Here is a 21,330-nt window from a genome sequence, read left to right as displayed (position 1 = left end):
CAGCATAATTATTTAACCATTATGCTGAGTTTTTTTATGCTTGAAGTTCTTGAAACAAGATTGAATTTTTAGTTTTCAATTTTCAATTTTCAATTGCTAATTATTTATCTTTGTTTTTATGAATGAAAATTTGAATCCTGAAAAAGAAAATTTTTCGACAGAAGATTATGATGTTGAAAAAAAATTGAGACCCTTAAGTTTTGAAGATTTTACAGGACAAGAACAAGTTTTAGAAAACTTGAAAATTTTTGTTGAAGCCGCCAATCAAAGAGGGGAAGCATTGGATCATACATTATTTCATGGACCTCCAGGTTTAGGTAAAACTACGTTGGCACATATTCTTTCTAATGAATTAAATGCTGGCTTAAAAATAACTTCAGGTCCGGTTTTAGACAAACCAGGTGATTTAGCAGGTTTGCTTACAAACCTAAGTGAACGAGATGTGTTGTTTATTGATGAAATTCATCGATTAAGTCCTATTGTTGAAGAATATTTGTATTCAGCAATGGAAGATTACCGAATTGATATTATGATTGAGTCGGGGCCAAATGCACGAACTGTTCAAATAGATTTAGAACCTTTTACATTAATTGGTGCAACTACACGTTCAGGTTTGCTTACAGCGCCAATGCGAGCTCGTTTTGGGATTAGTAGCCGTTTACAATATTACAATACCGAATTATTAACAACTATAGTTCAACGAAGTGCTACTATTTTAAAAGTAACAATTTCTATGGAAGCAGCCATTGAGATTGCAGGAAGAAGTAGAGGAACACCTAGAATTGCAAACGCATTGCTACGTAGAGTGCGTGATTTTGCACAAATTAAAGGAAATGGCACAATTACTATTGAAATTGCTAAATATGCTTTAAACGCGTTAAATGTTGATGCGCACGGTTTAGATGAAATGGATAATAAAATACTAACAACTATCATCGATAAATTTAAAGGTGGCCCGGTTGGAATTAGTACGTTGGCAACTGCAGTAAGTGAAAATTCTGAAACAATTGAAGAAGTGTATGAACCTTTTTTAATTCAGCAAGGATTTATAATGCGAACGCCGAGAGGTAGAGAGGTTACCCATTTGGCTTATGAACATTTAGGAAAATCGAAAGGTAAAAATCAAGGAGAGTTATTTTAATTCGTAATTGTGATATAAATCACAAATCTAAATATTATGCACAGTACTTTTGTTGTGTATTACAGAAACTTATAAAATGAGTTTAAAAACAATATTTCCATTTTTAAGTTGGCTTCCATTTATAAAAACTACGTGGAAAGACGACTTAATTGCTGGAGTTACAGGTACAATTATTGTAATTCCACAAGCTGTTGCATTTGCTATGATTGCCGGCTTACCACCAGTTTATGGTTTTTATACAGCAATGGTTTCACCTATAATTGCAGCTTTATTCGGGTCATCTCATCATTTAATTTCTGGCCCTACAACTACAGGTTCTATTGTAGTATTTGCAGTTATTAGCAAATTTGTAACTCCTGAATCAGATTTACAAGCATTTATTTCTTTAACCATCTTATTGTCTTTTATGGCAGGTGTTATTAAGTTGGTCATGGGGTTTGCTAAAATGGGTAAATTAGTGAATTTTGTTTCTTATTCTGTGGTTATTGGGTTTTCAGCCGGTGCAGGAACATTAATTGCATTTAAACAATTAAAACATGTTTTTGGTATTAACGTACCACAAGGGAGTTCGTTTTATAAAATTATTTCATACATAATTTCACATATTGAAGAAACAAATATACACGTTTTAGGTGTTGCAGTAGCAACACTCTTATTAGCAATCATCATAAAAAAAATAAAATACATTTCTAAGTTAAACATGCTGTTGGCAATGATTTTAGGAAGTGCATTGGCTGTTTTTTTGAGTAGATATACCCAAGGAATAGAAACCATAGGAAATGTGCCTTCAGATTTACCACCATTTAAAATTCCTGATTTTAATTTTGAAAACATGCGAATGTTAACTTCAGGAGCAATTATTTTAGCTTTAATAGGTTTGGTTGAAGCGGTTTCAATTTCAAGAGTTATTGCATTACAATCGCATCAAAAGTTAAATAGCAATCAAGAATTTATTGGACAAGGTTTGTCTAATGTAATCTCCAGTTTTTTTTCATCGTATGTAAGCTCAGGTTCATTTTCTCGTTCTGGAGTCAATTATCAAGCAGGTGCAAAAACACCTTTAGCAGGTATCATAGCTTCCATAGGTTTGTTGTTAGTTGTGTTGTTTTTTGCTAATTATGCTGAGTATTTAGCAAAACCAGCAATGGGTGGAATTATTTTATTAGTAGGTTATAATTTAATTGATTTTTCGAGAATAAAAGAAATTATAAAAAGTAGTAAGCGCGAATTTGTTGTACTAAGTGTTACCTTGTTAGGTACACTTTTTTTAGAATTAGAAACCGCTTTGTTTTTAGGAATATTAATTTCATTATTTTTTTATTTAGAAAGAACTTCAAAACCAAATATTGCGGTGTTTGGAAAAAATAAGGACGATAAATTTATCAACATTATTAGAGATGAAAGCACAAAGGAATGTCCTCAACTTAAAATGATAAGAATTGATGGCTCTATTTATTTTGGTGCTGTAGAAGGTATCTCTAATTTTTTCTCAGATTTGTATGACGAAGACAAAGAGAAACATTTGTTAATTATAGCAAATGGTGTAAATTTTATTGATTTGGCAGGTGCAGAGTGGTTGTCTGAAGAAGCTTTAAAATGGAAAAATAGAGGAGGCGGGATTTACTTTGTTGGTTTAAAAATAATTAGTCAAGACGTGTTAAGAAAAGGTGGCTTTGTTGATAAAATAGGTCCACATAATTTCTTTAAAGATAAGAATTCAGCGATTTCAACAATTTATAAAAAATTAGAAAAAGAACAATGTGCTAATTGTGAGATTATGCTATTTAAAGAATGTAAGGAGTGATGCTAAAAAATATAGTTCCTATTTTAGAATGGTTACCAGGTTATAAAAAAGCTTGGATAAAAGGTGATATTGGTGCAGGTTTAACCGTAGGAATTATGTTAATTCCTCAAGGTATTGCCTATGCTATGATTGCCGGTTTACCTCCAATTTACGGATTGTATACCGCTATGATTCCGCAATTAGTGTATGCTGTTTTTGGAACATCACGTCAGTTAGCGGTTGGGCCTGTAGCTATGGATTCTTTAATAGTAGCTTCAGGAGTAGGAGCAATTGCAGCCGTTGGATCAGAATATTTTATTTTTCTAGCTATTTTATTGGCATTTATGATGGGAGTCATTCAACTCCTTTTCGGTGTTTTTAGGTTGGGTTTTTTAGTTAATTTTTTGTCTAAACCTGTAATTAGTGGTTTTACTTCTGCAGCAGCTTTAATTATTGGTTTAAATCAGTTAAAATATTTATTTGGTGTTCAAATGCCTCGAAGTAATCAGTTACAACTAATTATTTATGAAGCGTTCAAACAAATTCAACATATAAATTGGCCTACATTTTTAATTGGTGCTATCGGCATTATTTTAATTATATTTTTGAAGAAAAGATTTAATAAAATACCAGGTTCTTTAGTTGTTGTTGTATTGGGTATTTTGGTAGTTCGGTTATTTCATTTAGAACAATATGGAGTTAGCATTGTTGGAGAAATTCCACAAGGACTTCCGTCTTTTAAAATCCCTCAATTTTCTTGGGAAATTATGGAGCAACTAGCTCCTTTAGGCTTAACACTGGCTTTAATTGGTTTTATGGAAGCTATTTCAGTAGCAAAATCAATTGAAGCACAGCATAGCGATTATAAAGTTGATGCCAATAAAGAGTTAATAGCCTTGGGTTTAGGAAATATTGTAGGTTCTTTCTTCCAAAGTTATTCTTCAACAGGTGGCTTTTCTAGAACAGCTGTAAATAATAGTAATGGAGCCAAAACACCTTTAGCTGCTATATTTTCAGCACTAGTAGTCGCATTTACCTTATTATTTTTAACGCCATTATTTTATTATTTGCCAAAAGCAATTATTGCATCCATAATTATGGTGGCAGTTTTTGGCTTGTTAGATTTTAAGGTGCCAAATCAATTATGGAAATATACCAAACGAGATTTAATTATATTAAATGTAACCTTAATTGTTACGGCCACCATTGGAATTAAAGAAGGAATTATGACAGGTGTTATTCTGTCATTAGTTATGTTAATTTACAAAACAACAAAGCCGCATGTGGCAATTTTAGGAAGAGTTCCTGGGACAAAAATGTACCGAAATATTGATAGGTTTGACGATTTAGAAGTAAGGGATGATGTATTGGTTATTCGTTTTGATGCACAATTACATTTTGCAAACAGCACCTATTTTAAAGACACACTTATTTCTGAATCTATAAATAAAGGACCTAATTTAAGGTTGGTAATTATCAACGGAAAAAGTTTGAATAGTTTAGATAGTAGTGGTATTTATGTGTTAAAAGAAGTGATAGATTATTTTAAATCTAAAAATATTAAACTTTATTTTTGTGGCCTAAATGGTCCTGTACGAGATACTCTGTACAAGTCTGAAATTATTTCAGACATAGGCCAAGAGCTTTGCTTTTTAAAAACGCAAGATGCAATTGATGCCTATGAAGAAAACAAAAATAGTGAAGAAATAAATGTTGAAAATTTTAAATACGTTAAACAAACAAATAGTTAAAATTTTCTAAATAGCTTATTCAGTGTGATATAGGTTACAAAGAACAAAAAAGTAACTCTTAATTTTGATATACCTCAAGATAAGTTTAACAAAATTAAATTCAGATAATTATGAAAGTAGAACAATTGTTTACGGGCTGTTTGGCCGAAATGGCTTATTACATCCATTCAAATGGAGAGGCAGCAATAATTGATCCTTTAAGAGAAACTGAACCATATATTGAGATGGCCAAAGCTGATGGGGCAAAAATCAAATACGTATTTTTAACTCATTTTCATGCAGATTTCGTATCTGGTCAAGTAGATCTTGCTAAAAAAACGGGCGCAACCATTGTGTTTGGTCCAAATGCAAATCCGCAGTATGATATTCACCAAGGAAAAGATGGAGAAGAATTTAAAATTGGAGATTTAACACTTCAATTATTGCATACTCCAGGACATACCATGGAATCTTCTTCTTATTTATTAATTGACGAAAAAGGGAATAAACCTTATGTATTTACAGGAGATTGTTTATTTATAGGAGATGTTGGTCGTCCAGATTTAGCAGTGAAATCTGATTTAACACAAGCCGATTTAGCAGGGCATTTATTTGATTCACTTCGAAATAAAATAATGGTGTTACCAGATGATATTATTGTGTATCCAAATCACGGAGCTGGTTCTGCTTGTGGTAAAAATATGAGTTCAGAAACTTTTGATACCTTAGGAAATCAAAAGAAAACAAATTATGCCTTAAGAGCTGATATGACTAAAGAAGAATTTATTGTAGAAGTAACTACAGGTTTAAAACCACCACCACAATATTTTGGCAATAATGTAAGAATGAATAAGGGAGTTAACACAAGTATTGATGAAGTAATTCACCAAGGAACAACGCCTATTGATGCCGATACTTTTAAAGAAATGAGTGAACAGAATGATATATTAGTTTTAGACACGCGAGCTAAAGATATTTATGCTGAAGAAGGTACGGTTCCTGGAGCTTGGTATATTGGGGTTGAAGGAGGTTTTGCACCTTGGGTAGGAGCTTTGGTTAAAGATATCAATCAAAAAATAATTTTTATTGCTGAAGAAGGAAGAGAGCACGAAGTTGTAGTTCGTCTTTCTCGAGTAGGTTATGATAATACTTTGGGATATTTACGCGGTGGAATTCATTCTTGGAAAGCAGCGGGACACGAAGTTGATAAAATTGGTTCAATTTCTTCGGTTCAGTTTGCAAATAAATTAAAAGAAGGTACTATAGAAAATCCGTTAGATGTTCGTAAAGAATCAGAATATCAATCAGAACATGTGGTTGGAGTTGAGAATTTTCCTTTAGATAATATTCACGAAAATTTTGCTCAAATAGATTCAAATAAAGAATATTTTTTACATTGTGCAAGCGGATACCGCTCCTTAATTGCTGCTTCTATTTTTCAAGCCAACGGAGTTAAAAAGGTTACAGATGTGAGAGGTGGATTTAAAGATATTAAAGATACCGGAGTTGAATTAACAGAGTATGTTTGTCCAACAACCTTATTATAAAGCATTTTAAATTAACATAATTATAAAGGGAGTTTGAAAAAACTCCTTTTTTTGTGTTAAAAAAGTAACTTTGGTTACAGCTAACACTTAAATGTAAATTACATTTGTGTAAAAATCAAAAATAATAACTAGTAACACATGAAAAAAATATTAAAAACAGTAGTATTTATTTTTTTAACCATTTCAATTATTGGGTGTAACAATAAAAAACCTTCAAAAACAATTACTGAAAATGGAGAAATAAATGTTGTTACTGCTGCAGAATTTAAAGAGAAATCGGCAAATCAAATAATTATAGATATAAGAACTCCAGAGGAATTTGCAAGTGGCCATATTGAAGGAGCTATAAATATCAATCTTTTCGATAAAACATTTGTAACCGAGCTATCAAAATTAGATAAAAGTAAACCAATTTTTATGTATTGCAGGTCTGGAAGTAGAACTTCTTCCGCAGTAAAAAAAGCGTCGAATTTAGGTTTTGAAAAAATATACGATTTACAAGGCGGAATTATAAATTGGGCAAGAAATAACTATGAAATAACTAAATAAGATGTTTAAAAAGATTTTAATTTTAGCAATAGCCGTAAACTTTATAGCGTGTTCTTCGGGGTTTTCTGAAAAAGAAAAACAAGAGTATACTGTAAAAGGGCAAGAAATTGCACAGGCTACTTTTAAAGAATTAAGTGCAAATTTAATGGCGCAAATGAAAGCAGGTGGTCCGTCGCAAGCTATTCCTTTTTGCAATCAACAAGCTTCGCCTATAACGGAAGCACTTTCAAAAAAATACGATGTGGTTATTAAAAGAACCTCAAATAAATTAAGAAGTTGTAACAATGAGCCTTCAGAGCGTGAAATTGAAATTATTGATAGCTATCAGCAATTAATGCTAAAAAATAAAGAGTTAAAACCAATTGTTGAAATTGATAAAGATCAAAAAAAACATTTTTATGCACCAATTAAAATACAAGCAAATTGTTTGGTTTGCCACGGAAAATTAAATGAAACTATGACTGTACAAACCGATTCAATTATAAAATCTATTTACCAGTTTGATATTGCAACGGGTTATAGCGAAGGAGATTTAAGAGGTCTTTGGAGTATTACATTTAATAAATAATAGTATGAGTTTTTGAGTTGCTATTTTATAATTCAGCTATTTATTTTTTTTGAATTAAATTTGAAATAATAAAAAGTTGTAAAGTAAGCTAGGTAAAAACGACTAACAAAATAAAAAAAATGACAACATTAGAAATATTAAATTTGAAATGTGGCGGATGTGCCAACTCAATAAAAAAAGGAATTTTAACTATTGAAGGAGTTGATGAAGTTTCTGTAGACTTGGAAACTTCAAAAGTAACAGTAAATACTGTTGATGAACAATTGGTTTTAAAAGTAAAAGAAAAATTATCAAGCATGGGATACCCTGAAGTTGGGGATGCAAATACAGTATTGCACAAAGCAAAATCTTTTGTGAGTTGTGCTACAGGTAGAATAACAAAAGAAGAATAAGCTTATAGAAATTTAAGACATATAATAATTTCATAAAAAGAGTGCAACATGTTAAACATGTTGCATTTTTCTAGTTTATATACCTTAAATTTGCCGCTTAAAAAATATCAGATGGATGATGCTCTTTTTTACGATAGAATGCAGTTTGCATTTACTATCACATTCCATTATTTGTTTCCGCAACTAACAATGGGATTATCTTTAATTATTATTTATTTTAAAGGTAAATTTTTAAAAACACAACTTGATAAATACAATGATGCTGCTCATTTTTGGATGAAAATATTCGCCATTAATTTTGCAATGGGCGTTGTTACCGGTATTCCAATGGAGTTTCAATTTGGAACCAATTGGGCTAAATTCTCAGAATTAACAGGAGGTATTATTGGTCAAACACTGGCTATGGAAGGGATGTTTTCTTTCTTTTTAGAATCCAGTTTTTTAGGTTTATTTCTCTTTGGGGAAAAATTGCTGGGTCATAAACTTCATTTTTTAACTGGGTTTTTAGTGTTTCTTGGTTCTTGGGCAAGTGGGTATTTAATTATAGCCACACATTCTTGGATGCAATACCCTGTAGGTTACGAGATTTTAGAAAACGGAAAATTTGTGTTGACTAATTTTTCAGCGTTGTTTAGTAATCCTTGGTTTTTACCTTCTTACTTACACAATCAGGCGGCTTCAATGGTAACAAGTTCATTTGTTGTTGCAGGTATTGGTGCATTTTATGTGCTGAATAAAAAACACTTGGAGTTTGGTAAATTATTTTTAAAAACGGGTGTTGTTTTTGGATTGATTTCAAGCATATTAGTTGCTGTTCCAACAGGAGATTTAGTTGCAAAAAATGTAGCAAAATATCAACCAGTTTCTTTTGCAGCAATGGAAGGTTTATTTGATACAGAAGAAGGAGCTGAAATTGTCTTAATTGGTCAACCAAATATTAAAGAAAAACGATTAGATAATAAAATTGCAGTGCCAAATATTTTGAGTTTTTTAACCTATAATAACTGGAATGCTGAAGTAAAAGGATTGAATGAATTTGATGAAAGTTTGTATCCTACTAATATCCCTGGATTGTATTATGCGTACCATATTATGGTTGGTTTAGGTACAGTTTTTATAGGGGTGTTATTAATAGCTTCATTTTTATTATACTATAAAAAATTATATGTAAAAAAATGGATTTTATGGAGTATCTTGTTTTTAATACCTTTTCCATATATAGCTAATATTACTGGGTGGTACACTGCAGAATTAGGTCGTCAACCTTGGCTAGTTTACAATTTGTTAAAAGTATCAGAAGGCGCTTCACCAACAGTTTCAGCAGGTAATACTCTATTTACACTACTTGGGTTTATAGGTTTATACTTGTTATTAGGAATGTTGTTTCTAATATTAGTTGGAAAAATAATTTATAAAGGACCAAACACATTAAAAGCTTAGATTATGGAATTATTTTGGTACATCGTTTTAATGTTTATGTTGGGGGTTTATGTAATTCTTGATGGTTACGATTTTGGTGCAGGAATCATTCATTTGTTTTTTGCAAAAACAGAGGAGGATAAATCAGCTATAACTAAAAGTATTGGCCCTTTTTGGGATGCAAATGAAGTTTGGTTAATTGCCTCAGGAGGTATCTTGTTTTTTGCGTTTCCAACGCTGTATGCAAGTTCTTTTAGTGGGTTTTACTTACCCTTAATAATGATTTTATGGTTGCTGATTTTTAGAGCTACAGGTTTAGAGTTACGAAGCCAAGTTAATAATGTAATGTGGCATAAAATATGGGACAAAGCCTTTGGAATTTCAAGTTTGTTATTAGCCTTATTTTTTGGATTGGCATTAGGAAACGTTGTTAGAGGTGTTAATTTAGGGATTGTAGAAAATGGCGTGTCAACACAAGAAGCGATCTATTTTTTTGTACCTCTTTGGAATGCTGAATTTTCACCATTTTCTGAGCGCTTAGGAATTATTGATTGGTTTACAATTTTATTAGGCTTACTAGCAGTTGTAGCATTAACTATTCACGGAGCAAATTGGGTTATTTTTAAAACAAATAGTTCAATCAATAAAAAGCTAAAAGGTATCATTTTTAAATTGAACATTGTACTTTGTGTTTTAGTGTTGGTATCCGTTGTAGTTTGGGGTAAAGTAAGTGAAAATTCATTGCAAAATTTCATCAATCATCCTTGGTTGTTTGTATTTCCTTTCATAGGTTTAATAGGCTTATTAAATTTATTCAGAATAAAAAAAATGAAAAAAGATGGACTTGGTTTTTTAAGTTCAAGTCTATTTTTATTTGGTGCTTTTGCGTCAACAGCTGCAGCATTGTTTCCTGTTTTATTGCCCTCAACAAATACGGTAAATCCTTCGCTAACCATTTATAACACAGCAGCAGATGCTTACGGTTTATCAGTAGGTGTGTATTGGTGGGTAATTGCATTTATATTGGTAATTGTATATTTAATTGTACAATTTAGAGTATTTAAGGGTAAAATGGATAATGTTCCTTATGGGCATCATTAATTTTTTTTGTATATTTAAGAAACAAATTTTTAATTTTTTATTATGAAAAAAACTGTTGGCAGTACTGATAAAATTATCAGGGTACTTTTAGCATTGGCAATTGGTTATTTTGCATATTCAACTAGTTTTGATGCGTCATGGATACAAATAGTTCTTTATGTTGTTACAGCAATTTTATTGGTAACAACTTTTACTGGAATTTGCCCGTTGTATGCTGTTTTTAAGATAAATACATGTAAATTAGATAAGTAATAGTTATAATTTTTTACTAGAAATGCTCTTTGTGATTTTTATCACGTAGGAGTGTTTTATTAGTAATTTTCTTAATTATATGAACTTCAAAAAATTACTATGTCTAAACATTTTCAAGTATTAGTTATAGGTTGAGGAACCGCGGGTATTATGGTTGCTTCTATGTTAAAAAGGAAAATTCAGCCATTCAACTAGCAATAATTGAACCAGCTGAAACACATTATTATCAACCCGCTTGGACATTGGTTGGGGCAAATACTAATAGTTTTGATAATACAGGAAAGCCTATGTCTTCTTTAATTCCTAAGGGAGTAGAATGGATTAAAGAATTTGTTGATACTTTTGAACCTGAAAATAATAAGGTCTAGACTTCCTAGTATTTTCGTCATAATTTGTGGGTTTTAAGCGAAAAATAAATACAATACTAACCAAACGTGACAAAAGTCAATTTAGGATAATATGTATGTACACATAAACTAAAAAAGTTTTATTTCTAAATTAGGGAATTAGGATTTTTTTAAGCTACAATTTATAGTAAATTTATGCTATGGTAGAATCAAATAATAAAATTCATATTTCATTTCAGGAAGGGTATGCTGAAAATTATATAAGTGGAATCCAAGAGGGTTTTGGAGGTGAATTGTATGATAACACTTTTATTGTTGATAAAGGCCCTGTAAAGCTTAAAATGTCATTTTATTCAATAGAAGGAGTTGAATTTAATTTTTCTGAGATTGCAGCAACTAAACCTATTGTGTTTACGCGTTTTCCTGATGAAAATCCTGAATTATTACACTTAAATATTATGAAAGAAGGAAACTTTTCTCATAAATATAATAAGGAAAATACACAAATGGAAGCAGGTTTATTAGGAGGTGTTTTTTTGTACAATGGGATGTTTCCTATTGAGGCTGAATTTCCACCTAATACTACGGTGAAATGGTTGAGCTTTAAATTTAATTTAACTAAAATGGGTGCTATTTACGATGATTTACCAGCGCTTTTTAGTCAATTATTTGAAGGTAATAATGCTATTGCTTTTAGATCGAATTTGTCTCGTGAAAATGAAAAGTTAGTAGCTGATTTGTTTGCATTTCAAGATTTACCTAATGGGAAAATTGCACTCATTTCTTCAAGAGCGCTAGAAATATTTGCCAATGCAGCTTTACATTTTAAAAAGGAAGTAGATGCTGATAAAACGTATGGATTACATGAATCAGATTTCAAGTTGTTAATGGCTGTGAAAAATAAAATAATAAACAATATTCAAGCGGCTTTTACAATTGATGAATTATCAAAAGAATTTGGAGTAAGTTCAACAAAACTTAAAAACGATTTTAAGCAATTGTTTGGAGCATCAATTTATAAATTTTACAATCAAGCTAGAATGGATGAGGCTTATAGAAGACTAAAAACGGGTAAGTTTTCTGTTTCTGAAGTGGGTTATGACTTAGGGTATTCAAACTTATCAAAATTTAGTACCATGTTTAAAAAAATAAAAGGATTACTACCTACAGAAGTTGTTCAAACAAAGTAAACTATTATCTAAAAAGATAATAGTTTACAACATAATTGAAAAATTGAAAAAAAATAGGCTGCGAAATTTTCAGCAGCCTATTTTTTTATTTAATCAACAAATGGCATTGGGTATTCTCTCAATTCATTTGGGTCAAAAGGTAAGTCCTCTTTATTAAATGGAGCGTGGTATAATTTTTCCGTTTCAGGTCTCACATTCTCAATTCCTGTTAATGGAATTCCTGGAGTAGCATCTGGTCTGTTTGGATATTTTTCCATCCAAAACTCGTGACGTTCTTTTTGACGGTTAAACATACTTTTAGTGTGAAACATTGATATCATTTCAGGGTTATTTTCCCTTGGGTCTGTGTATAAATCGTAGAATTCAGCACCTGATAAACCTGGCTCAGCATTTTTATGATCTTTTTTAAATCGTCCTTTAACACCAGCAGCTAAATTTGGGCCTTGATAAATCATGACATAATCTCTTCTGCTATATCCGTCTCCATTCACAAAAAGGGAAGTTTGATCTACACCATCAATAATTCTATCTCTAGGAATAAAATCCGTTGCACCAGCTATACGAGCAAAAGTTGTATATAAATCTGTAATATGAAGAATATCTCCAATTACGTTATCTTCACCTTCAAACATTCCTGGCCATTGTGCAATACAAGGAACTCTTACGCCACCTTCAGTAAGGTCACCTTTTCCTCCTGTATATAAAGTTTCAACCATTCCTCTTGGTCCGTGGTGTGTAAAAGGTCCGTTGTCAGCCATTACAATTACTAAAGTATTTTCTGAAATACCTAACTCTTCTAATTCTTTTAGCAATTCACCAATAAAAGCATCAACTTTTACCAATCCTTCTTGTAAAACATTTTTATTTGCTGTAAGTTTTTCAGGGTTTCTAGCATCTGGAATAAAAGAAGTTACAGTTGGCCAATAAGCAGCATAAAATGGTTTTTTCGCTTTGGCATTTCTTCTGATGAAATCCATGGTGCGTTTTTCACATTCTTTGTCAATATCCCAAAAATTAGGTACTGCTGGAGGTGCTCCCCATTCGTACGTTTTACCACCTTTAGTTCCTTCTAAAGTCCAAACATATCCAATTGGTTGCCAAGAGTTGTCAACATCATAAATATCTTCTCCGTAAAGATCAGGATATAAGCCTGTTACAACGTTATTTGCTTCAGCCTCACGAACCCACATACTTGGTACTTGGTTGTATGGTGTAAAGAAAGCCTCATCAAAACCTTGGTTGTGAGCGTAACTAGATTCGGTATCCCCTAAGTGCCATTTACCATAAAAAGCAGTTGAGTATCCTGCGTCAGATAAAACTTCAGCAATTGTTACTTCATCAGCATCTAAACCTGAGTTTTCAATAGGGAAACTTACTGTATGCATTCCTGTTCTAACAGCGTATCTTCCAGTCATTGCATCAGCTCTTGTAGGTGTACAAGAAGGTTCTGTATACATACGCATAAAATTCATCCCTTCTTTTGCCATATCGTTCATTACAGGAGTTTCAAAACCTCTTACTTTTTGAATTTCTGGAATTCCAACTTCACCAACGGCGGTGTCATCCCACATAATGTGAATAATATTTGGCTTGGTACCATGTTTTTTTTCTAAAGCTTTCAATTTTTTATCGATTACTTTATCTTCGTTTTCCCACTTGTCTCCATGTTGTTTTAACAATACATAGTGTTCAGCATCATGGATAATTTCTTGTCCTATAACATTTGTTGTGACTATACAAAAAAGTGTTATCAATGTTAATTTTAAATTTTTCATTTTTTTCATTTTTACTATTAATTATGATGCAAAGATGCGGGAAAAGAGGAGTGGGCTTTATCCCGAAAAGACAAAACGATAGCCCTAAAAGATAAAATGTATTTTTTGCCTATAATTTCTTTCCTGATAGGGAAGATTATTTAACTATAATGATTTCAAAGTTACCTATAAATGATGTTTTTGCTATAGCACTTGATACTGAACTAAACTTACGAGATACTGGAAATAGAAATTATTGGATTAATTTAATTGATGAAATAAGAATACCTTTTTCAGGTAAATTGACTAGAAATAAATATTATTTACATTATACAATTGTGTTGACTAACGAGTACTAAAATGGCAAGCATAAATGAGACATAATTAATTATACAACTTTACCCGTTGTGCATTTTAAATAATGTTAATTTCAATACTATTAATATTTCTACCAAATATAAACTTATTGATATATTGAATAGTTTTTAAAGCGGTTATCTTAGCTACTATTCTAGTTTTAAAACCTTCAAAAGTTTTAGCATAATTACGTCTTATCATAAATTGCTTACACGGTTGTGAAAATAATGTTTCTATCCTTTTCATCCTTTTTCTAAATACATAAGGTGGGTACTTTGTAATTTTTTTGATTGCTTCTCATATGTGTATTTAGGGTTATATTGCAGTTTTAAAACAAGTTAAGTTGTATTTCTGTTGATGAATAGATTCTGTAACCAATTAATGTACAGTCCTTTATTTGCATCTTAATATCTTTAAGATAATTAATATTGTGTACAGAAGCTGGACTCAAATTGATACTTTTAAAACCCCATTTACAGAACAAACAGCGTGCAGTTTATAACCGTAATAATTAGAACTTTGAGCTGCACAATAACCTTTATCTGGAAATACATAAGTGTTTTCTTTACAAATCTTTGAACGAGAACTGCGTGATAATTTATAAACTTCTAAGGGCATACTATCTACTACAAAATAATTTTCAAATTTATTAAAATGGGAAGCTAAACTTAACCTGATACTGTTGAGGTTATTAACTAATTTTCGTCTTCTTCTATTGTAGACACTTCTCTCTATTTTTGATAATATGGAATCTGGAAGTTTTCTAAAAAGGTCATTTTCACTATCTATTCCCATAAATTCGGCAGTAAGACTCAAGCTGATAAGTTCTAAATCACTAAGCTTTGGTTGTCGTCTTTGATAACTTAAAAGTTGTTCTTTCGATATTTTTTCACAACAAGTATTTTAACCATTCATTGTCAATAACTTACAATTAAATTAATTTACTAATTTTTAGTACGATGAGCAACTTTTTTCTTTTAAATCATAATGCACAACGGGTTAACTTAATACTTTTACAGTAAACATCTTTTTTAACAAGCGGTAACTTATAAATGTATCTCATTTATAAGTTACCGCTTATTTTCCTTTTGGGCTATCGTTTTGTCTTTTAGGGGTGAAATAGCTTCTCTTATTCTCGCATCTTTGCAGTATAAATCTTAAATAATTTAAAAATGAAAAAAACAATTTTAACACTAATAGTTGGTTTAACACTAATAAGTTGTTCAACCCAAAACACAGTAAAAGAAGAAGGAACTAAAGTTATAGAAAAGTTTATTACAGCAGTTGAAGATTTAGATATTGAATCTCTTGAGAATTTGCTCGATGATAATTACATCAATACAGGTCCAAACTTTGGAGATTCCGTAGAAAAAACGGCAACACTCGAAAATTGGAAATTCAATATCGATAACCTTTATAAAAGTATTGATTTTAATAAATCCCAAATAGTTACTCTTCAAATACCAAAAGGGGAAAATAAAGGAGAATGGATTTCAAACTTAGCGGAATTAAATATTGTTTATAAAAATGGAGAGCAAGCCTGTGTTTGGACAAATACAATCTACCAAATTGAAAATAATAAAATTACTAAAAGTATTACTTTTTATAATGAAGGTGATGTTTACCAACAACTTGGTTACATGTTAGTAAAAGAAGAAATATTCAGTTAATCTAAAAATAAATAAAATGAAAAATATAAAAATAATATTATCAGTTATCATTGCAAGTATTGGAATAAATGAGTTGTCCGCTCAAAATTCAGGGATCTCTAGTAGTTTGGGGTTGTATATATTCCCATCAAATAATCAAGATGCGCAAACACAAGAAGCAGATGAAGCAGCTTGCTTTGCCTGGGCAAAAGAACAAACGGGGTATGACCCTTTAAATCCACCTACAGTAACAGCAGCCCCTGTTGATAAATCTGCTGATGGAACCGCAGTAAAAAACACAGCTATAGGTGCCGCTGGTGGAGCCGCCGTTGGAGCAATTGCAGGTGATGCCGGAAAAGGCGCAGCTATAGGTTCAGTTGTTGGTGGTGTAAGAGGTTTAAGAGCAAAAAAAGGGTCTGAAAATGCTCAAGAACAAGCAAATCAACAAGCTGCAGCAAATCACAGCACCAACCTCTTAAACGATTATAAGAAAGCCTATTCAGTTTGTATGGAGGGTAAGGGTTATACTATAAAATAATAAAATATAAGGTTAAGACTTAGAACTGTTTTTCAAAATACAACGTGATAGGTCTTAACTTAATAAAGCCGTAAAAATTTTTGATAAAAGTATTGCAGCTATAGTAGTGTGAAATACCGTATTTGTTAACAAATAAATTAATAACATTATTAAAAATATATTTATATCATTTGTAATAATAATATTGGGTTTATTTAACTATAATGCTTTTTCACAAACAGAAAATGAGCAAGACTTGTTAGGTTTGTAATATTCCCCTTTTTAAGAGACCTTTAGAATTGACTTTTTATTAGTATTTGAAATTTTTTGATAGTGGCTTTTGGTGGTGGGTTTTTGCATATAAATGCACACAAATGCATATATTTGCATTTCTATTTTTTCCTTGTAAGAAATAGAAAGTTTAATAAAACCAGTATTAACAAGGAACGGGGATGTAGCTCAGCTGGTTAGAGCGCTTGACTGGCAGTCAAGAGGTCGTGGGTTCGACTCCCATCTTCTCCACTTTTAAACAACCAAAAAACAACAAAACCCTATAAGCTCAATGTTTATAGGGTTTTTTAATTTTACTAATTCTTCCAAATAACCAATAAAACACAATAAAAACTAAATAAAAGGGGGCTTATTCGGGGTCACTAAAAAATTAGACATCAACTGACCCCGAATAGCGCTGTAGAGCTATAAAAATATAGGTCTCCAAAATATTTTTTGATTTATTTTTTGTATATTTATACTTTAAAATTGCAAAAAAAACTATGAATAATTCCATCTCACTACTATTTTACATCAAAAGAGTAAAAGCTGACAGCAACGGAAAGGCAAACATTTACCTAAGAATTACGGTTAATGGAAAGCGTTCGGAATTCAGTATTCAGAGAAAGGTTCCAGTCGACAAATGGAACCCGAGCGCTAACAGAGTAAGAGGTTTTTCAAAAGAGGCGCAAGAAATAAATCAATATATTGATTTGATTTCGAACAAAATCAATAAAATTCATCAACAGTTTATCGAACAGAATAAGTCTTTCTCGGCAATTCAAATACGAGATACGTATCTTGGAAAAAATGAAAAAAACAAAATGGTTTTAAAGTTGTTTCAAGAACACAATGACCAAGTAGATAAATTAGTAGGAAAAGAATTTGTGCCACTAACAGCTTTAAGGTATAAAACCGCGAGAACACGACTTGAACAATATATCAAAAAGGAATATAAAGTAGATGACATCCCAATTAAAGATGTAGATCATAAATTCATTACCGGATATGAGTATTTTTTAAAAACGGAACGAAATTGCGCTCATAATACAGCAGTTAAGTACATTACCAATTTCAAAAAAATAGTTCGTATAGCTTATGCTAACGACTGGATTAGCAAGGACCCATTCTTTAATTGGAAAGCTCGATTAAAAACTGTTGATAGAGAGTTTTTGATGGAAAATGAAATTCAAAAAATTATAAAGAAAGATATTACTATTTCAAGATTGGGATTAGTAAAAGATATATTTATTTTTAGTTGTTACACTGGGTTGTCCTATGTGGATGTGAAAAAATTAAAGAAAGATCATATCGTTATTGGGATTGATGGAGCTAGATGGATAAAGACGAAAAGGACTAAAACAGATACGAGAAGTAATATTCCAATATTACCAATGGCGCAAATTATCTTGGATAAATACTCAGAGCATCCAGACATTCTAAATAGTGATAGTTTACTTCCAATATTAAGCAATCAAAGAATGAATTCATATTTAAAAGAAATTGCTGATTTATGCGGAATCACCAAAAACCTAACATTTCACTTGGCCAGACATACTTTTGCTACTACAGTAACACTAACCAATGGAGTTCCAATAGAATCTGTAAGTAAAATGCTAGGGCACAAATCGCTAAAAACCACACAGCATTACGCAAAGATTTTAGACCGAAAAGTAAGTGACGATATGAGTATCTTAAAAGAAAAATTAAATTCTTTAGAAAACAAAAGTACCACCGGAGACAAAAAATCCGGTTAAAAATCACTATTACTAAGCTTAATGTGATTAAAGTTACCGTATTGACTATTTGTTATTTTTACAACCTATATATTTTATATTTAATACATTTTATCAATATTTTAGAGGTGAAGAGTCATATTTTGGCACTCAATATTTTCTGCGAAAAAATAAAAGCATTCGAATACAATTTGATTGCTCTGGCTCATTTATCGATGATGAATTCTCAACAAGTCTAGATTCAACTTTTGCCAATTTTATAGGCTATGAATCATTGATTGAGTATTGTCAAAATGAAATTGAAATCCTTTTATTGAAAACCAACCTAGAACAAGGATTAACAATTGTGAATTCAAAATTAAAATGGACGGCAACTAAAATTGCTTTAATAGAACTTATTTACGCATTAGACAGTTTAAAGGTTTTTAATAACGGTGATGCAGATATCAAACAAATTGCTGCTACTTTTGAAACCATTTTTAATATTGACTTAGGTGATTACTACAGAGCCTTTTTAGAAATAAAAGATAGAAGAAAGAATAACACGAAGTTTTTAGACAGCTTAAAGAACGCTTTACTGAATCGCATACTAAAATTTAACCAATAAAACACCCAAGTTGGGTAAAAAAAATTTAAAATATATTTTGAGGTGTTTTGTTATTTCAACATCATTTTCACATTGTTCAAAATATCAAATAAAACCAAACAGTATCAAGAAAAATGTTTTAAAAAAACACCCCAACTTGTGATTTTTAGTGAGTTATACTTCACATATTTGTAATATGAAAGAGAAACAAAAAGATGTTTTCTTAATTATTAATTCAAAAATTGCAAAATATGGCTGCAAAAATTATTACACCTGAAGACTTAGATGAATTCAAAGACGATTTACTAAGCAACATTAAAAACTTGATTGGAGATAAATCCAAAACAACAACCAAAAAATGGTTGAAATCTCCAGAAGTAAGAAAGCTACTTGGCTTATCAACTGGAACACTTCAAAACCTTAGAATCAATGGAACCTTGCCCTACACAAAAATAGGCGGAATCATTTATTACGATTATGAAAAAATTATGCAAGTTTTGGAAGAAAACACCGTAAACAACAACGACTAACAGCTACGGCCCTTGAAAATTATTCAAGGGCTTTTAAATTTTACATAACGTTAAAAAACACACAGTATTTAAGTTTTTAAATACGCTGTGCAGAAGACAACACACTAATTTTAAAACCTATGAACTACATCAAACACCTGAATGGAGTCTATATTCAATTCCGTAAAGATAATCGCTTAAATCCAACACATATAAGCCTGTATATTGCCTTATTTCAATTATGGAATTACAATCGCTTTCCAACAGAATTTCATATAAGCAGAGAAGAAATTATGAAGCTATCAAAAATTGGATCAACTGCAACATACCACAAGTGTATTAAAGAGTTAAGTCATTGGAAATATATCGTTTACAGCCCATCTCACAACCCTTTCAAAGGCAGTAAAGTAAAGCTGTTTAATTTTGAATCAAGCTATAAAGAAGATGTGAATTTAGACCGTTCGTTTAATGAACAAGCACTGATACCTAATATAAACATTAATAAACATAATATAAACTTTATTAAACTAGAGGCAATCGCAAAAGAAAAATTGATTTTAGATTTTTTTAAAAAAGAAAAATACCCTGAATTGGAAGCCAAAAAATTCTTCAACCATTACCAGGGAATTGGATGGAAAGTTGGAGGGAAATCAAAAATTACCGATTGGCAAGCCACAGCCAAAAGTTGGATGCTAAAAGCCAATGAAATGAAATTAGCAACTCGTGTGAAATCGAAAGCAAACGATCCAAACGCTTTACCACTTGACCATTTTTACGACAACCTCCACGTCAACGAAAACAAACGATACGATGAACCTCTTTAGATACTCATTAAAAATTCTTTTTCGCAAGAATATATTCTTAAAAGCTTCGAGATTCAGGAACGCAGTGACGCGAAGTTTTAAGAATGGTTCTGCAAAACAGAAATTCATACGAAAAAGTGTCCTTTTTTGATTCGTTTTTTGGACAAGCAACTGCGAAGCACATCACGATTTCCAATAAAAAATAAGAAAGGGATGAGTAAAAAATGAATAAGAATAATTAAATAACCAAAAAAACCACTATGAACTCAACACCACACATAAAAACCGAAGGCACTTCCAAATTCCAAATCGGAGAAATCCGAAACAACACAGTACACTACGATTTCGAAAAAATAAAAACCTACCTCAACATCAAAGGCCATATGTTATTCGGAAAAAACTTCAGAATCTACAAAGAAGATGAAGCGCCGCTCTTCAAACTATGCTCATACTTCATTCAAGACCACCACAGCTGCGCACAAATGGGAATCGACACCAGCAAAGGAATATTATTATCAGGTCCTGTAGGGTGCGGTAAAACATCGCTAATGCAATTACTACTGCACTTAGCACCACACAAAACAACCTACGAAATCATTCCAACACGTAACATCGTATTCAGCTTCAATGCATCCGGATTTGAAACCCTGGAACAATACAACCAAACAAGAAACTACTGTTTCGACGATTTAGGAGTAGAACCAACTGGCAGTCATTACGCCAAAGATTGCAATGTTATGGGGGAAATTCTACTCTCTCGTTATAATTTATCTTGTCATCCTAAAGATGTCATACAGAGTTTGTCGAAGTATGGTACAGGATCTTATCACACAAAGTTTAGAGTCACAACCCATATCACAACCAATCTCAATGCCCAAGAACTCGAAAAAAGATATGGAAATAGAGTTCGTAGCTGTATTAGAGCAATGTTTAATTTGATTAGCTTTGATGAAGCTTCAGTTGATAAAAGAAAGTGAAATTAACTTCCTAGGGTTACCAAAAAATATATTATATATGAGTAAATGTTACCCTTATAAGGCTTGGACGTTACAACGGTAGACAGAGGTAGGTCCTTGAATATCCACAAAATCAAATGAAGCTGAAATGTATAATATTAGAATATGTTAATG

The 21,330-nt window shown here is 31.4% G+C and carries 21 protein-coding genes, 1 tRNA gene and 1 pseudogene; 21 read left to right on the top strand and 2 right to left on the bottom strand.

All coding sequences use genetic code 11. The annotated features are described in order from the left end of the window. Positions 1-118 precede the first annotated feature (118 nt). The 12 genes from ruvB to CHB67_RS09475 all read left to right on the top strand — a co-directional run bounded on the left by ruvB (position 119) and on the right by CHB67_RS09475 (position 12,019). Complete coding sequence (gene ruvB, locus CHB67_RS09530; RefSeq protein ID WP_089381549.1) at positions 119-1,141, top strand: Holliday junction branch migration DNA helicase RuvB; 1,023 nt, start codon at positions 119-121, stop codon at positions 1,139-1,141. 76 nt (positions 1,142-1,217) lie between these two features. Further along, positions 1,218-2,945 carry a SulP family inorganic anion transporter gene (locus CHB67_RS09525; RefSeq protein ID WP_089381548.1) on the top strand — a complete coding sequence of 576 codons (1,728 nt, stop codon included), beginning with the start codon at positions 1,218-1,220 and terminating at the stop codon, positions 2,943-2,945. Next, positions 2,945-4,675: a SulP family inorganic anion transporter gene (locus CHB67_RS09520; protein WP_089381547.1), complete on the top strand. Its 1,731-nt coding sequence runs from the start codon at positions 2,945-2,947 to the stop codon at positions 4,673-4,675. Before CHB67_RS09525 ends, CHB67_RS09520 begins: the two co-directional genes overlap by 1 nt. Positions 4,676-4,785: 110 nt before the next feature. Beyond that, the gene (locus CHB67_RS09515) at positions 4,786-6,201 is read left to right on the top strand and encodes an MBL fold metallo-hydrolase (protein WP_089381546.1); all 1,416 of its coding nucleotides are present in this window, start codon (positions 4,786-4,788) and stop codon (positions 6,199-6,201) included. A 138-nt stretch (positions 6,202-6,339) separates the two neighbouring features. Next, the gene (locus CHB67_RS09510; RefSeq protein WP_089381545.1) at positions 6,340-6,750 is read left to right on the top strand and encodes a rhodanese-like domain-containing protein; all 411 of its coding nucleotides are present in this window, start codon (positions 6,340-6,342) and stop codon (positions 6,748-6,750) included. Between the two features lies 1 nt (position 6,751). Continuing rightward, positions 6,752-7,318 (top strand): Tll0287-like domain-containing protein, encoded by a 567-nt coding sequence (locus tag CHB67_RS09505; RefSeq protein WP_089381544.1) that lies wholly within the window; start codon positions 6,752-6,754, stop codon positions 7,316-7,318. A 119-nt stretch (positions 7,319-7,437) separates the two neighbouring features. Continuing rightward, positions 7,438-7,710: a heavy-metal-associated domain-containing protein gene (locus tag CHB67_RS09500; protein ID WP_089381543.1), complete on the top strand. Its 273-nt coding sequence runs from the start codon at positions 7,438-7,440 to the stop codon at positions 7,708-7,710. Positions 7,711-7,821: 111 nt separating this feature from the next. Then, positions 7,822-9,150: a cytochrome ubiquinol oxidase subunit I gene (locus tag CHB67_RS09495; RefSeq protein ID WP_089381542.1), complete on the top strand. Its 1,329-nt coding sequence runs from the start codon at positions 7,822-7,824 to the stop codon at positions 9,148-9,150. 3 nt (positions 9,151-9,153) lie between these two features. Then, positions 9,154-10,230 (top strand): cytochrome d ubiquinol oxidase subunit II, encoded by a 1,077-nt coding sequence (cydB, locus tag CHB67_RS09490; protein ID WP_089381541.1) that lies wholly within the window; start codon positions 9,154-9,156, stop codon positions 10,228-10,230. A gap of 42 nt (positions 10,231-10,272) precedes the next feature. Continuing rightward, positions 10,273-10,482: a YgaP family membrane protein gene (locus CHB67_RS09485; protein WP_089381540.1), complete on the top strand. Its 210-nt coding sequence runs from the start codon at positions 10,273-10,275 to the stop codon at positions 10,480-10,482. Between the two features lie 131 nt (positions 10,483-10,613). Beyond that, a complete protein-coding gene (locus tag CHB67_RS09480) occupies positions 10,614-10,850 on the top strand; it encodes a hypothetical protein (RefSeq protein ID WP_089381539.1) in 237 nt (78 codons plus the stop codon). 179 nt (positions 10,851-11,029) lie between these two features. Then, positions 11,030-12,019, top strand: a complete 990-nt coding sequence (locus tag CHB67_RS09475) for a helix-turn-helix domain-containing protein (RefSeq protein WP_089381538.1) — start codon at positions 11,030-11,032, stop codon at positions 12,017-12,019. Positions 12,020-12,108: 89 nt separating this feature from the next. Here the strand turns inward: CHB67_RS09475 and CHB67_RS09470 are convergent, their stop codons facing one another. Beyond that, positions 12,109-13,794 (bottom strand): sulfatase-like hydrolase/transferase, encoded by a 1,686-nt coding sequence (locus CHB67_RS09470; RefSeq protein WP_176461252.1) that lies wholly within the window; start codon positions 13,792-13,794, stop codon positions 12,109-12,111. A gap of 149 nt (positions 13,795-13,943) precedes the next feature. Here CHB67_RS09470 and CHB67_RS09465 point away from each other — a divergent pair, with 149 nt between their 5' ends. After that, positions 13,944-14,132, top strand: a complete 189-nt coding sequence (locus CHB67_RS09465) for a hypothetical protein (RefSeq protein ID WP_089381536.1) — start codon at positions 13,944-13,946, stop codon at positions 14,130-14,132. A 55-nt stretch (positions 14,133-14,187) separates the two neighbouring features. On the opposite strand, the pseudogene CHB67_RS09460 reads toward CHB67_RS09465, so the two are convergent. After that, positions 14,188-15,015 (bottom strand): annotated as a pseudogene (locus CHB67_RS09460) (IS982 family transposase). 287 nt (positions 15,016-15,302) lie between these two features. On the opposite strand from CHB67_RS09460, the gene CHB67_RS09455 reads away from it, so the two are divergent. From CHB67_RS09455 to CHB67_RS09420, 8 genes are all read left to right on the top strand, one after another. Continuing rightward, positions 15,303-15,800: a hypothetical protein gene (locus CHB67_RS09455; RefSeq protein WP_089381535.1), complete on the top strand. Its 498-nt coding sequence runs from the start codon at positions 15,303-15,305 to the stop codon at positions 15,798-15,800. A 16-nt stretch (positions 15,801-15,816) separates the two neighbouring features. Next, positions 15,817-16,317, top strand: coding sequence for a glycine zipper family protein (locus CHB67_RS09450; protein WP_089381534.1), 501 nt, complete (start codon positions 15,817-15,819; stop codon positions 16,315-16,317). A 427-nt stretch (positions 16,318-16,744) separates the two neighbouring features. Then, positions 16,745-16,818, top strand: a tRNA-Ala gene (locus tag CHB67_RS09445). A gap of 251 nt (positions 16,819-17,069) precedes the next feature. Then, complete coding sequence (locus CHB67_RS09440; RefSeq protein ID WP_089381533.1) at positions 17,070-18,323, top strand: site-specific integrase; 1,254 nt, start codon at positions 17,070-17,072, stop codon at positions 18,321-18,323. Positions 18,324-18,372: 49 nt separating this feature from the next. Further along, the gene (locus CHB67_RS09435; protein WP_176461251.1) at positions 18,373-18,909 is read left to right on the top strand and encodes an RteC domain-containing protein; all 537 of its coding nucleotides are present in this window, start codon (positions 18,373-18,375) and stop codon (positions 18,907-18,909) included. Positions 18,910-19,139: 230 nt separating this feature from the next. Next, positions 19,140-19,418 carry a helix-turn-helix domain-containing protein gene (locus CHB67_RS09430; RefSeq protein ID WP_089381531.1) on the top strand — a complete coding sequence of 93 codons (279 nt, stop codon included), beginning with the start codon at positions 19,140-19,142 and terminating at the stop codon, positions 19,416-19,418. Between the two features lie 119 nt (positions 19,419-19,537). Beyond that, the gene (locus tag CHB67_RS09425; protein ID WP_089381530.1) at positions 19,538-20,221 is read left to right on the top strand and encodes a hypothetical protein; all 684 of its coding nucleotides are present in this window, start codon (positions 19,538-19,540) and stop codon (positions 20,219-20,221) included. A 239-nt stretch (positions 20,222-20,460) separates the two neighbouring features. After that, the gene (locus tag CHB67_RS09420) at positions 20,461-21,177 is read left to right on the top strand and encodes an ATP-binding cassette domain-containing protein (protein WP_089381529.1); all 717 of its coding nucleotides are present in this window, start codon (positions 20,461-20,463) and stop codon (positions 21,175-21,177) included. Positions 21,178-21,330: the final 153 nt, after the last annotated feature.

The organism is Lutibacter agarilyticus, from assembly GCF_900188235.1.
In the GTDB taxonomy this organism is placed as follows: Bacteria; Bacteroidota; Bacteroidia; order Flavobacteriales; family Flavobacteriaceae; genus Lutibacter; species Lutibacter agarilyticus.
Note: the sequence above shows the minus strand (reverse complement) of the source record. Positions and strands in the feature narration are given on the sequence as shown.

Excerpts from the sequence above, each read along its gene's own strand:
- ruvB (WP_089381549.1), top strand. The coding sequence starts at position 119 with ATGAATGAAAATTTGAATCCTGAAAAAGAAAATTTTTCGACAGAAGAT.
- CHB67_RS09525 (WP_089381548.1), top strand. The coding sequence starts at position 1,218 with ATGAGTTTAAAAACAATATTTCCATTTTTAAGTTGGCTTCCATTTATA.
- CHB67_RS09520 (WP_089381547.1), top strand. The coding sequence starts at position 2,945 with ATGCTAAAAAATATAGTTCCTATTTTAGAATGGTTACCAGGTTATAAA.
- CHB67_RS09515 (WP_089381546.1), top strand. The coding sequence starts at position 4,786 with ATGAAAGTAGAACAATTGTTTACGGGCTGTTTGGCCGAAATGGCTTAT.
- CHB67_RS09510 (WP_089381545.1), top strand. The coding sequence starts at position 6,340 with ATGAAAAAAATATTAAAAACAGTAGTATTTATTTTTTTAACCATTTCA.
- CHB67_RS09505 (WP_089381544.1), top strand. The coding sequence starts at position 6,752 with ATGTTTAAAAAGATTTTAATTTTAGCAATAGCCGTAAACTTTATAGCG.
- CHB67_RS09500 (WP_089381543.1), top strand. The coding sequence starts at position 7,438 with ATGACAACATTAGAAATATTAAATTTGAAATGTGGCGGATGTGCCAAC.
- CHB67_RS09495 (WP_089381542.1), top strand. The coding sequence starts at position 7,822 with ATGGATGATGCTCTTTTTTACGATAGAATGCAGTTTGCATTTACTATC.
- cydB (WP_089381541.1), top strand. The coding sequence starts at position 9,154 with ATGGAATTATTTTGGTACATCGTTTTAATGTTTATGTTGGGGGTTTAT.
- CHB67_RS09485 (WP_089381540.1), top strand. The coding sequence starts at position 10,273 with ATGAAAAAAACTGTTGGCAGTACTGATAAAATTATCAGGGTACTTTTA.
- CHB67_RS09475 (WP_089381538.1), top strand. The coding sequence starts at position 11,030 with ATGGTAGAATCAAATAATAAAATTCATATTTCATTTCAGGAAGGGTAT.
- CHB67_RS09470 (WP_176461252.1), bottom strand. The coding sequence starts at position 13,794 with ATGAAAAATTTAAAATTAACATTGATAACACTTTTTTGTATAGTCACA.
- CHB67_RS09465 (WP_089381536.1), top strand. The coding sequence starts at position 13,944 with ATGATTTCAAAGTTACCTATAAATGATGTTTTTGCTATAGCACTTGAT.
- CHB67_RS09455 (WP_089381535.1), top strand. The coding sequence starts at position 15,303 with ATGAAAAAAACAATTTTAACACTAATAGTTGGTTTAACACTAATAAGT.
- CHB67_RS09450 (WP_089381534.1), top strand. The coding sequence starts at position 15,817 with ATGAAAAATATAAAAATAATATTATCAGTTATCATTGCAAGTATTGGA.
- CHB67_RS09440 (WP_089381533.1), top strand. The coding sequence starts at position 17,070 with ATGAATAATTCCATCTCACTACTATTTTACATCAAAAGAGTAAAAGCT.
- CHB67_RS09430 (WP_089381531.1), top strand. The coding sequence starts at position 19,140 with ATGGCTGCAAAAATTATTACACCTGAAGACTTAGATGAATTCAAAGAC.
- CHB67_RS09425 (WP_089381530.1), top strand. The coding sequence starts at position 19,538 with ATGAACTACATCAAACACCTGAATGGAGTCTATATTCAATTCCGTAAA.
- CHB67_RS09420 (WP_089381529.1), top strand. The coding sequence starts at position 20,461 with ATGAACTCAACACCACACATAAAAACCGAAGGCACTTCCAAATTCCAA.